This is a genomic window from Bradyrhizobium sp. UFLA05-108, assembly GCF_059803455.1.
Genome location: NZ_JBANAZ010000057.1, coordinates 47499 through 62162 on the forward strand (window position 1 = coordinate 47499; position 14664 = coordinate 62162).

17 protein-coding genes are annotated in these 14664 nt (G+C 63.4%); 9 read left to right on the forward strand and 8 right to left on the reverse strand.

Annotated features, from left to right (window positions below; genetic code table 11):
- The 4 genes from SO140_RS32945 to SO140_RS32960 all read right to left on the reverse strand — a co-directional run bounded on the left by SO140_RS32945 (position 1) and on the right by SO140_RS32960 (position 4474).
- Positions 1-1101, reverse strand: a complete 1101-nt coding sequence (locus SO140_RS32945; protein WP_449381691.1) for an ABC transporter ATP-binding protein — start codon at positions 1099-1101, stop codon at positions 1-3.
- Positions 1102-1121: 20 nt separating this feature from the next.
- Positions 1122-2033, reverse strand: coding sequence for a carbohydrate ABC transporter permease (locus tag SO140_RS32950; RefSeq protein ID WP_449381690.1), 912 nt, complete (start codon positions 2031-2033; stop codon positions 1122-1124).
- Positions 2033-2971 (reverse strand): carbohydrate ABC transporter permease, encoded by a 939-nt coding sequence (locus SO140_RS32955; RefSeq protein ID WP_449381689.1) that lies wholly within the window; start codon positions 2969-2971, stop codon positions 2033-2035. The genes SO140_RS32950 and SO140_RS32955 overlap by 1 nt, the downstream gene beginning before the upstream one ends.
- Positions 2972-3133: 162 nt before the next feature.
- On the reverse strand, positions 3134-4474 hold the full coding sequence (locus SO140_RS32960; RefSeq protein WP_449381688.1) for an ABC transporter substrate-binding protein: 1341 nt from the start codon (positions 4472-4474) through the stop codon (positions 3134-3136).
- Positions 4475-4932: 458 nt separating this feature from the next.
- Between SO140_RS32960 and SO140_RS32965 the strand changes: the two genes are divergently transcribed.
- The 3 genes from SO140_RS32965 (at position 4933) to SO140_RS32975 (ending at position 6784) form a co-directional block, all read left to right on the forward strand.
- Complete coding sequence (locus SO140_RS32965) at positions 4933-5715, forward strand: Spy/CpxP family protein refolding chaperone (RefSeq protein ID WP_449381687.1); 783 nt, start codon at positions 4933-4935, stop codon at positions 5713-5715.
- 102 nt (positions 5716-5817) lie between these two features.
- A complete protein-coding gene (locus SO140_RS32970) occupies positions 5818-6207 on the forward strand; it encodes a response regulator (RefSeq protein WP_449381686.1) in 390 nt (129 codons plus the stop codon).
- A 310-nt stretch (positions 6208-6517) separates the two neighbouring features.
- Positions 6518-6784 carry a PilZ domain-containing protein gene (locus SO140_RS32975; protein WP_449381685.1) on the forward strand — a complete coding sequence of 89 codons (267 nt, stop codon included), beginning with the start codon at positions 6518-6520 and terminating at the stop codon, positions 6782-6784.
- A gap of 108 nt (positions 6785-6892) precedes the next feature.
- Here the strand turns inward: SO140_RS32975 and SO140_RS32980 are convergent, their stop codons facing one another.
- Both SO140_RS32980 and SO140_RS32985 read right to left on the reverse strand, forming a co-directional pair.
- A complete protein-coding gene (locus SO140_RS32980) occupies positions 6893-7048 on the reverse strand; it encodes a hypothetical protein (RefSeq protein ID WP_449381684.1) in 156 nt (51 codons plus the stop codon).
- A 148-nt stretch (positions 7049-7196) separates the two neighbouring features.
- Positions 7197-7400, reverse strand: a complete 204-nt coding sequence (locus SO140_RS32985; protein ID WP_449381683.1) for a hypothetical protein — start codon at positions 7398-7400, stop codon at positions 7197-7199.
- Between the two features lie 229 nt (positions 7401-7629).
- Here SO140_RS32985 and SO140_RS32990 point away from each other — a divergent pair, with 229 nt between their 5' ends.
- Positions 7630-7806, forward strand: coding sequence for a hypothetical protein (locus tag SO140_RS32990; protein ID WP_498543608.1), 177 nt, complete (start codon positions 7630-7632; stop codon positions 7804-7806).
- A 30-nt stretch (positions 7807-7836) separates the two neighbouring features.
- Here SO140_RS32990 and SO140_RS32995 read toward each other — a convergent pair whose 3' ends face one another.
- On the reverse strand, positions 7837-8076 hold the full coding sequence (locus SO140_RS32995) for a hypothetical protein (protein WP_449381681.1): 240 nt from the start codon (positions 8074-8076) through the stop codon (positions 7837-7839).
- 101 nt (positions 8077-8177) lie between these two features.
- Complete coding sequence (glk, locus tag SO140_RS33000) at positions 8178-9155, reverse strand: glucokinase (protein ID WP_449381735.1); 978 nt, start codon at positions 9153-9155, stop codon at positions 8178-8180.
- 213 nt (positions 9156-9368) lie between these two features.
- On the opposite strand from glk, the gene pncA reads away from it, so the two are divergent.
- The 5 genes from pncA (at position 9369) to SO140_RS33025 (ending at position 14540) form a co-directional block, all read left to right on the forward strand.
- Entirely contained in the window at positions 9369-9995 is a 627-nt protein-coding gene (gene pncA / locus SO140_RS33005) for a bifunctional nicotinamidase/pyrazinamidase (RefSeq protein WP_449381680.1), read from the forward strand.
- Positions 9996-9997: 2 nt separating this feature from the next.
- On the forward strand, positions 9998-11122 hold the full coding sequence (locus SO140_RS33010; protein ID WP_449381679.1) for an alpha/beta fold hydrolase: 1125 nt from the start codon (positions 9998-10000) through the stop codon (positions 11120-11122).
- A gap of 83 nt (positions 11123-11205) precedes the next feature.
- Positions 11206-11913, forward strand: coding sequence for a c-type cytochrome (locus SO140_RS33015; protein ID WP_449381678.1), 708 nt, complete (start codon positions 11206-11208; stop codon positions 11911-11913).
- A 176-nt stretch (positions 11914-12089) separates the two neighbouring features.
- Positions 12090-14123, forward strand: coding sequence for an NAD(+) synthase (locus tag SO140_RS33020; RefSeq protein ID WP_449381677.1), 2034 nt, complete (start codon positions 12090-12092; stop codon positions 14121-14123).
- 30 nt (positions 14124-14153) lie between these two features.
- Positions 14154-14540 (forward strand): GrlR family regulatory protein, encoded by a 387-nt coding sequence (locus SO140_RS33025; RefSeq protein WP_449381676.1) that lies wholly within the window; start codon positions 14154-14156, stop codon positions 14538-14540.
- Positions 14541-14664: the final 124 nt, after the last annotated feature.

Sequence of the window (14664 nt, forward strand, 5' to 3'; positions counted from 1 at the left end):
TCACAGCACGAGGCCGGTCGCCTCGTTTAGCAGGTGCATGTTGTTGAGGTCCATCGCCAAACGCATGGGTGCCCCGTCCTTGGCGCCGGCATTGGGATCGACGCGGCCGCAGACCGGCGTGCCCTCGAGGGTGAAGTAGACCAGCGTCTCCATGCCCATGGGCTCGGTGACATCCAGCACGGTGTCGAAGGTCTCGACCCCGGGCGCCAGATGCGCATGCGACTCGGTGAGGTGCTCGGGGCGGATGCCGAGCTGCAGCTTGTCGGTGCGCGGCAGAGCGTTGTAGCGCGAGGCGCGCGCCGGCGGCAGCGGGAAGGAGACACGATCGGTCAGGCGGATGTTGAGCTGGCCGCCGACGTCCTCGAGCCGGCATGGCACGAAATTCATCGCGGGCGAGCCGATGAAGCCCGCGACGAAGCGCGTCGCCGGCTTGTGGTAGAGCTCGTTCGGCGTGCCGATCTGCTCGATGCGGCCCTTGTTCATCACGACGACGCGGTCCGCCAGCGTCATCGCTTCGACCTGGTCGTGGGTAACGTAGACTGTGGTGGTGCGCACCTTTTGATGCACCTTCTTGATCTCGATGCGCATCTGCACGCGCAGCTTGGCATCGAGGTTGGACAGCGGCTCGTCGAACAGAAACACTTTCGGATTGCGCACGATCGCGCGCCCCATCGCAACGCGCTGGCGCTGGCCGCCGGAGAGCTGCTTCGGCTTGCGGTCGATCAGGTCGGTGATGTCGAGGAGGCGGGCGGCCTCCGTCACGCGCGCCTTGATCTCGGCCTTGGGATAGTGCTTCAGGCGCAGCCCGAACGACATGTTCTCCGCCACCGTCATGTGCGGATAAAGCGCGTAGTTCTGGAACACCATCGCAATGTCGCGGTCCTTCGGGGGAACGTCGTTGACGACGTCGCCGCCGATCGTGATGTCGCCGTCGCTGATATCCTCGAGGCCCGCGATCATGCGCAGCGTGGTCGACTTGCCGCAGCCCGACGGGCCCACCAGCACGATGAACTCGTGGTCTGCGATGTCGAGATCGATGCCGCGCACCGCCTCGACGTCGTCGTAACGTTTGACCACCTTGCGCAAGGAAACTTCAGCCATGAATCGTCAACCTCTCGCTTTCAACCCTTCGTCGCACCGGCGGTCAGGCCGGCAATGTAGTAGTCCATCAGGAAGGCGTAGATGACCAATGGCGGCGCCGCGCCGAGCAGCGCGCCCGTCATGATCTGGCCCCAGTTGAAGACGTCGCCCTTGATCAGTGTCGTGGTGATGCCGACCGGCAGCACGAGCTGGTCGATGGAGGTCGTGAACACCAGGGGATAGAGGAACTGGGCCCAGGAGACGGTGAAGGCAAAGATCGTCGCGGCGATCAGGCCAGGCAGGGCCACCGGAATGAAGATCCGGGTCAGGGTCTGCAGCCAGGACGCCCCGTCGATGATCGCGGCTTCATCGAGCTCCTTCGGGATCGAGGCAAAATAGCCGATCATGATCCAGGTGCAGAACGGTACCGTCAGCGTCGGATAGACGAACAGCAGTACGTACCATCGATTGAGCAACGTGATGCCAGTCAGATCCTGGATCAGCGCGAACATCTTGAAGAGCGGAATGAACAGGAGGCTGTCGGGGACGAGGTAGGTCAGGAAGACGCCGGTCGCGAGTGTCGCCGAGCCCCAGAACCGCATCCGCGCCAGCGCGAACGCCGCGGGGACGCTGATCAGCATGGTCACGAACACGACCACCAGCGAGACGATCGACGAATTCCAGAAAAATCGGAGAAACTGGTTGGACGTCAGGAGTTCGAGGTAATTCGACAGCGTCGGGTGGAAAACCCACCATGGATTGGTCGCAGCCGATATCTCCGCGCTGCTCTTGAGCGAGGTGATCACCATGTAGAGTGGCGGCGTCAGGAAGAAGATCGCGAACAGCACCAGGAAGAAGTAGGACCAGCGCAGCGCCCAGGCGCGGTCGCGGCTCATGCTGCCATATTTGACCTTGCGCCGGGGGCCGGCCTTGTCGATCGCGAGCGTGCTCATCAGGATTCGTTCCCGCGTTTAGAGACGTCGCGCAGGATGAAGATCGCCGCGACGGCGAGGATGGGGACCATGAACAGCGAGACACTGGCGCCGAGCGGGATGTCACTGCTCTCGATGCCGACCCGGAACGCGTAGGTGGCAAAGATCTGGGTCTGGTCGAGCGGCCCGCCCGAGGTCAGGATGCGGACGATGTCGAAATTGGCGAAGGTGACGATCAGCGAGAACAGCGTCGTGATCGCGATGATGTTGCGCATCATCGGCAGCGTCACGTACCAGATCCGCTGCCACCAATTGGCGCCGTCGATTGCGGCGGCCTCATAGAGCTGCTCCGGCACCGATTTCAGCGCCGCCAGATACATGATCATGAAGAACGGCGCGCCGTACCAGACATTGACCAGGATGACGGAGAAGCGCGCCCACGCGGCACTACCGAGCCAGTTAACGGGACCGATGCCGAACAATGAGAGCGTGTAGTTGAATGCGCTATAGGAGGGATCGAACAGCCAGAGCCAGGCCAGCGTGCTCATCGCCGGCGGAATGACCCAGGGCACCAGCAGCATGCCGCGCCATTTGCGCTGGCCCTTGGCCGGAATATTGTGCACGAAATGCGCGACGATGAAGCCGATCAGCGCCTTGAAGATCACGGCGGTGATCGCGAAGATGCAGGACTGCTTGACCACCATCCAGAACGTTTCGCGCTTGAACAGGAAGGTGAAGTTGCCGAAGCCGACGAACTTCTGCATCGACTTGTTCAGCGTCGCGAGGTGGATCGAGAAGAGGGCAGGGTAGAGCACGAGCAGCGCGATCAGGAGGATCAGCGGCAGCGTCAGGAAGAACGCTACGGTCGATTTTCGCCCCAACGCGTTGTGCAGGCTCGTCCGTTTTCGTGCGTTCGCGGTGCCCGCGACGCGACCGTGCTCAACGACGACATCGGCCATGTCAGTTTCCCCGGGTCAAACTTCCTTGGGTCAAGCTTGCGTGCAGGATGTCCAACGTCGAAGCCGGCACGCGCGTGTCGGCTTCATCTGATCACGTCCGGCGAATGGCGGGGTGCCCGGCGGCCCACGCGCGAGGCGTGAACCGCCGTGGCACACCCCGGCTCAACTTCGCATGAAGCCTTCGCACTCGCCCTCGGCCCAGGCCAGCGACTGCTCCAGCTTCTCCCCTTGCGCAAAGCGCAGCGCCATCTTGGTCAGCGTCGCCTGCGCATAGATCTGCTGGGCGATCTTCGGCGGCGCAGGAGAGGCCGCGATCGACAGCGTCTGATGGTTGTAGGGGTTCGGATAATGATAGAGCGTACCCTTCGGCGGCCCTTCCTCGGCCCAGGTCTTCAGCGTCGTCATGTTGGCATAGGCCGGCAGGTCATAGCCGCCGCTCGCCGCGACGAATTTCTCGATCGATGACGGCTGCGACAGATAGGTGAGCAGGCTCTTGGCCGCTTCCTTGTTCTTGGAGAAGCTCCAAAGGCCCCAGAAATACGGCAGGAACGGCGCAAAGCGGCCCTTTGGACCCGCCGGGAAACCGTGGGTCCAGCATTGCTCGGCGACTTGAGGCGCGTCGCGCTTGGCAACCGCCCAAGCGCTCGGCGGATTCATGATGAGCGCGCCGCGGCCCGAGATCAGCCATTTGTTGTTCGAGGCATCGTCCCAGGACGGCGCATCCGGCGGCAGGAAGGCGATCAGCTTTTTGTAGTATTCCAGCGCCTGGCGGACCTGATCGGTCTTCACCGTGAGGTCGCCCTTGGAGTTGACGAGCTCGGCGCCGAACGACTGGAAGATGGCGCCCGCCGTGTCGACGCTGTCGGTGGTCTCGCCAAGACCGATGCCGAATGCGAAGCCCGCCTTCTGGCAGGCTTCCGCCGCCTTCAGGAAGGTATCCATGTTCCAGCTGTCTGCCTTCGGTGGGCCGCCAGCCGGATACAACTCCTGAACGTCGATGCCGGCGTGCTTCTTCATCAGATCGATGCGGGAGCAGGGTCCCTTGATCTGGCTTCCCGGAGTGGCGGGGACGGCAAGCCATTTGCCGGCAGCCTGACCGAGATATTTCACGGTGCCGTTCACCTCGCCGTTCTGCTTGATCGCCGCCTCCACGACGTCATTCACGGGCTCCAGCTGCTCGGCATAAGCATGCGGCCACCAGGTGTACATCTGAAGAATGTCGTGACCGGATTTGGCCTGCGCTTCGGCGGCAACGGTCAGCTCGATCTTCTTGTTGTTGCTGGTGATGTAGTCGATGGAGACTTCGACCTTTTCCTTCGCTGCCCACTCGTTGACGAGAGCTCTGGAGCTGTCGTTGGCGCCGGGCACCCAGTGGTCCCAGAAGCCGATCGAGAGCTTGCCGGCGGCGTAGGCGCCGCGCACGTAGGGCGCGGTGATCAGGGCGGCGGAGGACATGGCAGTTGCGGCCACAAATTGTCGCCGCGTAAGCTTCTTGCGTGACATCTCGTTTCCTCGCTTTGGCGTTCGTTGTTTTGCTTTTTGTTGTTTTGTTTTTCTTGCCGTCGCCTCGCGTGGCCAGTCACGCGAGCCGCGGAGAATTGGTAGCGCGATCAGATCAGAATTGATCGCGTCTGTCGAGAAATCCGACGCGCGCGTTTCTTGAACTAACGTTGAGTCCGAAAATTCAGTAGCTCCGCGTCGCGCATGTGTCGCGGTGTTGAACCTGGACTGATCCTTTTGCGACGCACACTGTGGTCAGGATCGGCGAGGATCGTTTGAGCGCAATTACGCCGCAGTTCCGAATAACCCTGAACTAACCGGTTCGCAGGACAGACTTTTCGGATGTGGAGGGGCGCTCCTCGATCTGGACCGGAGCGGCGTGAAAACGCTAGAGTTCCGGCGGGCAGACTTTCCGCGATTCCACCCTCCGAGCAGCCAATCAGATCGACATGGAGACTAGAATGATCAACCCGACGCCGCCTGCGCGGCTTCGCCTGCGACGATGGTTCGCGCTCGGGTCAGTCGTGGCATTGCTGTTGGGCGCGGCTTGCGTTGCCAATGCGCAGGGCCTGGTCAAAGGAGTTCAGGAGGGCGCGGCCGCCGGCAACAAGGCTGCAGGCCCGGTCGGTGGCGTGCTGGGCGGCGCGATTGGCGGCGTGGTCGGTGTCTTCACCGGCGTGCTCGGGGTTGGCAACAACAACCAGGCGCCGCCCGCCAAGGACGCAAGCAAGGACGCGAAGCAGCAGGGGGCCGACAAGGGCGCCGACGCCAAGGGCACCAAGGACGCCAAAAGTGGTAAGGGCAGCAAGACCGCCAAGGCCGGCAAGGATGCACCGAAGGATGCGACAAAGGACGTCACCGTTCTCACCCAGAACGGCGCGCCGCAGCTCACCGGCGAGCAGATCGTCGCCAACAGCGATTCCTATATCGAGCGCATCAAGACCGAGCTGAACCTCACGCCTGACCAGGAGAAGCACTGGTACGGTTTCTCCAGCGCCATGCACTACCTCGGGCATAATGGTGCCGAGCGGCTCAATCTGCGGATTGCCCGCGCCAAGCGCGATCCGCCGGACGACATCATCGAGCAGATGCGCAACGAGGCACAGTTCCTGATCGACCGCGCGGCCGACCAGCGCAACGTCGCCGATGCCGCCGAGCCGCTGTTTTCGAGCCTGGACGACAAGCAGAAGGAAGTGTTCATCCAGGAAATGGTGCGCCTCAGCCACGAGCGCGGCCTGGATTGATCGGCGTTTGAGTAAGATTTGTCGCGCTCGACTGCCACGAACTCGTGAATCCCCGCAGCGATGCAGTTATGATTAGCTGCAAATGATCGCTGCGGGGTTGATATGACGACGGGCGCACTCTCCGTTTTCCTGGTCGAAGACGAGGCGTTGATCCGGATGATGATCGCCGACATGGTGGAGGAGCTTGGCCACCATGTTGTGGCCGAGGCCGACAATGTTCAGGACGCGAGCGCCTTCGCGATGACGGCGCAATACGATCTTGCCATTCTCGACATCAATCTCATGGGGCTTTACGTCGACCCCGTCGCGGACCTGATCGAGCGCCGCGGCAAACCGTTTCTGTTCGCCACGGGTTACGGACCGGAATTGCTGCCGTCCTTGCTCCGGCGCAGGCCGATCCTGCGCAAGCCGATTTCAATCGACCAGCTCAAGGCGATCATCGATTCTCTTTTTCCCGGCGCACCGGCCGCCTCGAAAAGCGGATCGGCCTGACGTCCGCTCGCGGCGAATAGCCGGGCAACCTTGCCCTGGGGTAGGTGGAAGGCACTGCGCCCGGCTATCCTGCCGCAGCGGCGCGGCCTGCCCAATTCGTCACGGGAACTTGAAGAAAAGCCGACCGATTCACGCCCGACCTGTGGCCGAGCTGCGGTCTTGTCGGGAACCCGCGACGCGGGCGCGTGATTGGCTTTCACGCCAGCCGCCATCCCCATTGCATCGCACAATGAAAAGACGCTGGGGAAACCCGAGGATCGTGCAATTTGTTTAGGCAGTCCGGCTAGGCTTGGATCGAGGCAGACCGCGCATGGACGACAAACGAAAGTATCCGCGTATCGATATCGAAGAGCTGGCCTATGTCTCCGCGGGCGGCTCGGTGATGAGCTGTGTCGTGCGCAACATCTCGCCTGCCGGCGCGGCAATCGACGTCGACAATCCCGCCTTCGTTCCCCAGCGTTTTCGCCTCGTCATGGCCAAGGACTCCTCGGTCCACGATTGTCGGGTGATCTGGATCCAGAAGAACCGGATCGGACTCGCCTTCGTCGGCCCAGAGGAGGCAACGCGGCGCTCCTGAGCTGCATGCGGGCCGAAAACGAGAATGACCGCCCGAGGGGCGGCCATTCGATCAATGTCTTGCGGTGAAACTGACCTAAAGAACGTCTCTAATCAACGCGTCTCGTCCTCACATCAAGCCGGCGCTCAGGTCAATGCCGGTCGCCATCAGGCTGAACGAGGCGACGAGACCGATGCAGCAGAAGAAGACGATGGTCTTGAAGGCATTGTCGAACGACCGGACCTCAATGCGGGCCGGCATCTCAGCAAGTGAAAGCATGCTCATGTGAATTCCCCCTGTTTTGATCCTGAATTGCATCAGGTAGGGGAAAGCTCTAGCGCAGAAAGTTTGATACGGGATTGCTAGGCATCCTTAACGGAATCGCAATCGAAACCCGACTCCGCGGCGGGCCGGCAGGGCTGGTGGCCCGGGATTAGTCGCGGCCCGTTCGCAGCACCTTGGCGATGGTATGCGCCGTCATCGCGGCCCGGTCAGAGGCACGCTGCGCGGCCAGTTGATCCCTGGCCTTTTCCTCGATCAGGAGATCGATGAGCGCCAATCGCCTGTCCTCGTCCACCGCCTCGGTCAGCAACCGGTGATAGCGATGGTAGTCAAATCCCACATCCAGCTTACGCATGCCACGCCCCCATATCGTACACACGCACCACGGGCGAATTGTTGTTCAAGCGACGGCAGCGGGCAAGGAGGAACTCGCGTCCGGCGACGTGACCGGTGCAATCAGCTGTGGATTGGCTCGCCTGCCTTGCGCGAGATCAATGGTAGATCGCGCGTCCGCTGTGAAAGAGGTCACAGAGCTCTCGCCTGCCGGGGCCTATAGCTAAGCGGCAGGGCATTGGAATACGCGAATGCAAGACGAATTCGATTTCATTTCGATCATTGTCGCCGTCTGGGTGGCCGGCTATGCCGCCATCCTGCTGGACTACTTCGCGCAGGCCGAGCTTGGCTGGTCGCTCGCGCAGTTGCGCGGATGGGCGTGTCTGACGGCTGACGTTGGCAGGCATGCTCGGCCGCAAGCGCGGTGAGCTTGGCAAACGCCGCTAGCGGGCGACGGGCTATTTGCTCGCATCGGCCGCGTCGATGCATTTCAGCACAAAGGCGGCGCGGTCGCGCAGCAGGATCTTGGCCTGGTCCGCCTTGAGGGCGCAGGCACGCTGCCTCAGTTGCTCGGCGCGGCGATGCTCCGCGGCGTCGCGGTATTCCGGCGCAACCGCCCCTGGATCGACCAGCTTTTGCGCAAAACCAGGGGCAATCAAGACAAACGAAATCGCAATGATCCGGATCAGGTCTTTCACAAAAGTCCCCCCCGAGCCCTCAAACCCCGTGATCCTAACACGGCCGGGGCGGCAAGCCGTGAGGCGTTTCACGCTTGACACCGCAGTCGTGGGGCGAAGGCTCAAGCCGTACTGTGATCGCAAAAAGCCTTCAGGCCGGCAAAGCTGGCGTCCGGCTTGACGATGATGCTGGTCGGAATGGGGTGCAGGTAATCCCGGAAACGTCCCTTGGCCTCAAAGCGCTCGCGGAAGGCGGAGGCAGCGAGGAATTTCGGGAAGCGCGGGACGATGCCGCCGGCGATATAGACGCCGCCGCGAGCACCGAACGTCACCGCCAGGTTGCCGGCGACTGAGCCGAGAATGGCGCAAAACATCTCGAGCACGGTGTGGCTGAGGTCGCAGCTGCCGTCGAGCGCGGCCGTGGTGATGGCTGCCGCGTCGCGTTGCGAAGCCTTTACACCATCGACCTCGGCGACCGCCTCGTAGAGATTTTGCAGCCCCGCACCGGACAGCGCGCCCAGCTCGATCTCGACATGGCCCATGCGCCGTCGCATCGCGGCGATGACGCGCTCCTCGCGCTCCGTCTCAGCCGGCAGGGTCGCGTGACCGGCTTCCGTGATCACGGCCACCCGGGCGCCGTGACGCTCGACGAGGCAGGAGACGCCGAAGCCCGTGCCGGGTCCGAGCACCAGCAGCGGCTCGCCAGCCGCGCCAGTCTGGGCATCGAGCGGGAACAGGTCGGCCGGTTGCAAGGCCGGCAGCGCCCAGGCTAGCACCTCGAAATCGTTGAGCACGTGAACAGCGTCGAGGCCAAAGCCCTCACGGAGCTCCTTCCCATCGATGATCCAGGGACTGTTGGTCATGACGCAGCGGTTGTTCACGACGGGTCCCGCGACGGCGAGCACCGCGGTGCCGACGCACGGGCCATTGACCTGACGGGCGAGGAAGTCGGCCATGGCGTCGCGAACGGTCGGGAAGTCGACGACCCGCGCGTAGGCGACCGGCCCGATCCGGCCGTCCTCCTCCATCAGCGCGAACCGCGAATTAGTGCCGCCGATGTCGGCGAGCAAAGCGCAACCTCTCGTGGTCCGACTGGTCATGTCCTCGCGGTCGCCGCGTCCACCGCCATTGGTGATCGCGGGAACCTTTGTCTCCATTGCTACGCGGTCAGATTCGCATACCACCGCGGCTTGATGATGTCGTCAACGTCGATGCGGGCGAACCGTTGCGCCGGCAGCACTCCGCCCGCGGTAGGCGGTTGCGAAGCGGCGCCGGAAGATCGACATTGAGGCAAGACCGGGTGGAGACCAGCAATGAAGATATCCGACCGGGACGTCCTGCTCGTGATCGACGTCCAGAACGACTTTTGCACCGGCGGGGCCCTGGCCGTCCCGAGCGGCGAAAGAGTTGTGCCCGCCATCAATCGCGTCGCCCAAAAGTTCGCCAATGTCGTGCTGACGCAGGATTGGCACCCCGCCGATCACGTCTCCTTCGCCTCCAACCACCCCAATAAGCGGCCGTTCGAGGCCATCGATCTCGACTACGGTCCGCAGGTGCTGTGGCCGACCCATTGCGTGCAGGGCACCGCCGGCGCCGAATTCCACCGGGACCTCGAGGTCCACCGGCCAAGCCTCGTGGTGCGCAAGGGATTTCGCCGCGGCATCGATTCCTATTCGGCGCTGTTCGAGAACGACCACAAGACCCCAACCGGGCTGCTCGGCTATTTGCGCGAGCGCGAGCTGAAGACGGTGTTCGTCGCGGGCCTGGCGCTGGATTTTTGCGTCCGCTTTTCGGCGGAGGATGCCCGCAAGGCTGGGCTCGAGGTTGCCGTGATCGAGGATGCCTGCCGCGGCATCGATCTCGACGGCTCGGTCGCCGCCACCCATCAGAGCTTCAAGGCGCTCGGCATTCCCGTGGTCAGCATCGAGGCGTTCTTCTAGAAATGGCGCAAGGCACCAAGAAACCGCCGCCCTCGACGGGATCCGAGCCCGGGTCGGATGATCCGCTGCTGTGGCCGTTTGCAGCGGCCAAGCTCGCCATGAACGCCGCGTTCTGGTGGGTAGAGCGCAGCTCGCCCGAGCCGCGTGAGACGGAACTGCCCTGGACCACGCCCAATCAGGTCGCGCTGGAGCTCGCGACCATGCGCCTGCGCGACTGTACCAAGAAGCGTACCGGCCCGCCGGCGCTGGTCTGCGCGCCCTATGCGCTGCATCGCGCGCTGATCGCCGATTTTGCGCCGGGTCATAGCGTTGTGCAGTCGCTGCTCGAAGGCGGGGTCGATCGGGTCTATCTCACGGACTGGCGCTCGGCGTCGCCTGAGATGCGTTATCTCTCGATCGACAGCTATCTCGGCGACCTCAATGTCGCGATCGACGAGATCGGCGCGCCGGTCGACCTCATCGGCCTATGTCAGGGCGGCTGGCTGTCGCTGCTCTACGCCGCGCGCTTTCCGGACAAGGTGCGCCGCCTGGTGCTGGTCGGCGCCCCCGTTGATCTCGCGATCGAGTCGGCATTGTCGCGCCTGGCGCGCAATGCGCCGGAACTGGTCTATGACCAGCTCGTGGCACGCGGCGGCGGCAATGTCAGCGGCGAGGAGATGCTGCGCTTCTGGTCGAGGTCACCGAGTGCGGAAGATATCGCGGTGGCGTTGCAAAGGAGTTTGGCCGAGGAGGGCGGACCCGAGCTCCTGGAGCGCTTCAATCGTTGGAACGAGGAGACGCTCAACCTGCCGGGCAGCTATTATCTTCAGATCGTCAACTGGATCTTCCGCGAGAACCGGATCGCGGCGGGCGACTTCGTGGCGCTCGGCAGACGAATCGATTTGAAGGATGTGAGAGCGCCCATCTTCCTGCTCGCCGGGCTCGACGACAACGTCGTACCGGCGACGCAGGCGCTGGCGATCGCCGATCTCGTGGGCACGCCCTCGATGTTCATCGCGGCGGCATCGGAGCCCTCGGATCATCTTGGGCTGTTCATGGGAGCGCGGACCCATGCTCATGCCTGGCCGCGCATCACCGAATGGCTACGTTCCGATCTCGGTGGTGGCGTTCTCGCACGCCGGGCCTGAGCGACGTACCGGACGACGCCGGTCTTGATCCCGGTCAAAGCCGCTGGACCGACGTGGAGCCTAGAGTGTGACGTGGAGGCTCCATGAGGTTCAGCACACTTCTGGCTGCTCTCGCGCTGCTGACTGCCTCGCTCTCGCAGGCGCTCGCACAGGCCGACGGCATGCGCGGCGACAAAGCGGCGTCCGAGCTGATGGCCGCGCTTCAGTTCCAGCACATCAAATTGTGGTCCGCTGGCCGCCTCGGCAACTGGCCGCTTGCGACCTATGAGCTCAACCAGATCGAAGCCGGCCTCGGGCGTGTGGCGCAACCCATGGGCCGCGCCGATCGGGCTGCCGCGGCGGTAAAGGCCTTGCGCAGTGCCATCGATGCCAAGGACGCCGCGGCTTTCACCAAGGCCTATGGCGATCTGACCAATGGCTGCAACGCCTGCCACCGCGCCGAAGGATATGGTTTCATCACGCTTCAGGTCCCGGCGAACTCGCCGTTCACGGATCAGCTCTTCGTCGACCAACTCGCCGAGGCGCGCGGGCTGGCGCGCTCGATCTGCGGCAACTGCCATGTGGTGTCCGACAGGCCGAACGAACAGCCGGAGTCGCGCGTTCCGGCGCCGAGCTTCCCGGACCTCGCGAGCCGGCCGTCATTCTCCAGCGACGACATCAGGCAGCTTCTCACCTCCGGTCATCGCTACCTCGGACCGAACCAGTCCATGCCGAACCCGCGGCTTGCCAGCCATCAGGTCGAGGCCATCGTCGCTTTGTTCGAGACGCTGCGGGCCGAACGCTCCCGATAGGGATCTGCGCCATTCCACTAAAAGGAACGGCCGCGGCAGCCATGGGGTGCAGCGGCCGGAAGTGGAGTAGGGAGAATATTTAGCAGGACCGTTATGCATGATCGGGAATTGCGTGCATTGATCCGCGTCAATCGGCTAAGAATGGTTCGCAACTGAACAAAAAGGTCCCGCGCGCCATGAGCTTTCACTCGATCTACGCCCACGGATTTGCGCGCGTGGCCGCCTGCGTCACCACCTCGCATGTGGCCGATCCGGCCGCCAATGCGACGGCGATCGTCGCGGCGGCGGGCGCATGCCACGAGCAGTCGGTGGCGGTCGCCGTGTTCCCTGAACTGTGCCTATCCGGCTATGCGATCGAAGACCTCGTCATGCAGGACCCGCTGCTCGATGCGGTCGAGCGCGGCCTTGAAGCGATCGTCGAGGCATCGTCCGCCCTGATGACCGTGCTGATCGTCGGCGCGCCGCTGCGCCATGGCGCGCGCATCTACAATTGCGCGGTCGTCATCCATCGCGGCGGCATTCTGGGCGTCGTTCCGAAGACTTACCTGCCGACCTATCGCGAGTTCTACGAAGGCCGTCACTTTGCCTCAGGGGCAGGGATCCTGGGCGAGGAGATCGCGGTTGGCGACCTAAGCGCGCCGTTCGGTGTCGACCTGCTGTTTGCGGCGGAGGACGTCACGGGCCTGACCATCGGCGTCGAGATATGCGAGGACATGTGGATCCCGGTGACGCCCGCCTCAGAGCTGGCGCTGGCTGGTGCGAGCGTGCTGATCAACCTCTCCGGCAGTCCGATCACGATCGGCCGCGCACGGTCGCGCGCGCTGCTCTGCCAATCGACCTCCGCGCGCTGCCTTGCCGCTTATGTCTATGCCGCCGCGGGTGCCGGGGAGTCGACGACCGATCTGGCCTGGGACGGCCAGACCTCGATCTACGAGAACGGCGTGCTGCTGGGCGAGGGCGAGCGGTTTCGGCAGGGCGGACAGATCACGACCGCCGACGTCGATCTCGACCTGCTGCGGCAGGAGCGTTCGCTGATGGGAACGTTCGACGACAATCGTCGTCAGCGCGAGGCAAGCTACCGCAAGATCGCCTTTGCCTTGAAGCCGCCGGTCGTCGATATCGGCTTCCTGCGCAACGTCGAACGCTTTCCCTTCGTTCCGAGCGACGAACATCTGCTCGAGCAGGACTGCTATGAGGCCTACAACATCCAGGTTGCTGGCCTCGTGCAGCGGATGCGTGCGACGGGGACGAAACGCGTCGTCATCGGGGTGTCGGGCGGGCTTGATTCCACTCACGCCTTGATCGTCGCCGCCAAGGCGATCGACCTGCTTGGTCTGCCGCGTGAAAACATCCTCGCCTACACCATGCCGGGCTTTGCCACCGGCAGCGAGAGCAAGACAAACGCGCTTGCGCTGATGAAAGCGCTGCATACGACTTGGCAGGAACTCGACATTCGCACCACGGCGACGCAGATGCTCAGGGACATCGGCCATCCCTTCGGCAAGGGCGAGAAAGTCTACGACGTCACCTTCGAGAACGTGCAGGCGGGCCTGCGCACCGACTACCTGTTCCGCCTCGCCAACCATCACGGCGGCATCGTCATCGGCACGGGCGATCTGTCGGAACTCGCGCTTGGCTGGTGCACCTATGGCGTCGGCGACCAGATGGCGCATTACAACGTCAATGCCGGCGTGCCAAAAACGCTGATCCAGCATCTGATCCGCTGGGTGATCGCCTCGAAGCAGTTCAGCGATGATGTCAACCGAACGCTGGGATCGATCCTCGCCGCCGAAATCTCGCCGGAACTCGTTCCGGTCAAGCCGGGCGAGAAGCCACAGAGCACGGAGGCCGCGATCGGACCGTACGAGCTGCAGGATTTCAACCTGTTCTATACGCTGCGCTACGGATTCCGTCCGTCCAAGATCGCCTTCCTATCGTTGCATGCGTGGAAGGATGTTGCCGGGGGCGAGTGGCCGCCGGCGTTTCCGAGCGATCGGCGCAAGGCCTACGCGCTGGCCGACATCCGCCACTGGCTCGAGGTGTTCTTGCGACGGTTCTTTGCCTTCAGCCAATTCAAGCGTTCTGCGATGCCCAACGGTCCAAAGGTCTCGGCCGGCGGCTCGCTCTCGCCGCGCGGCGACTGGCGCGCGCCGTCCGACTCCAGCGCAGCCGCCTGGCTCGACGACCTCGAGCGCAACGTGCCGAAGTGACGAAGGCCAACGAAAAAGGGGGATAGGCTGATGGCGGCCGAGCCTGGGCCGGAAACGGCCGACGATCACACCGGGGTCGTCAACGGCCTCTATATGTTCGAGATCGAGATGCGCGACGGCAAACGCGGCCAGGCCAAGGGCGTTGCCGTGCTCTGCGACGGGCGCATCATGGGTGGCGACAGCTATTTCTACTACACCGGCCACTACACCTTCCGGAACGGCAAGTGGCGCGGCGACATGACGGTCAATCAGCACACTGAGGCGCTCGGCAAATCGCTGGCGTTCGGGGGCAGGGAGGTCACCTGCGGTTTCTCCGGCGGCTATTTCGCCGGCGGCGCGGAGGTCGAAGGCATGGCGCTGGTCGGCAAGGCCAGCGTGCCCTTCACGGCGCGGTTGACGCTGAAAGAGGCGATGTAGGCGTGCGTGGCGTCGCCGCACGAGATCATGCCAAATGTGATCTGAAGAGTAATCCTCCGCTGGGGGCCGCCTTGTCAGGTGGACCGTTGTGTTGAGAACTGTCCTTATGGACAGGCATACTCAC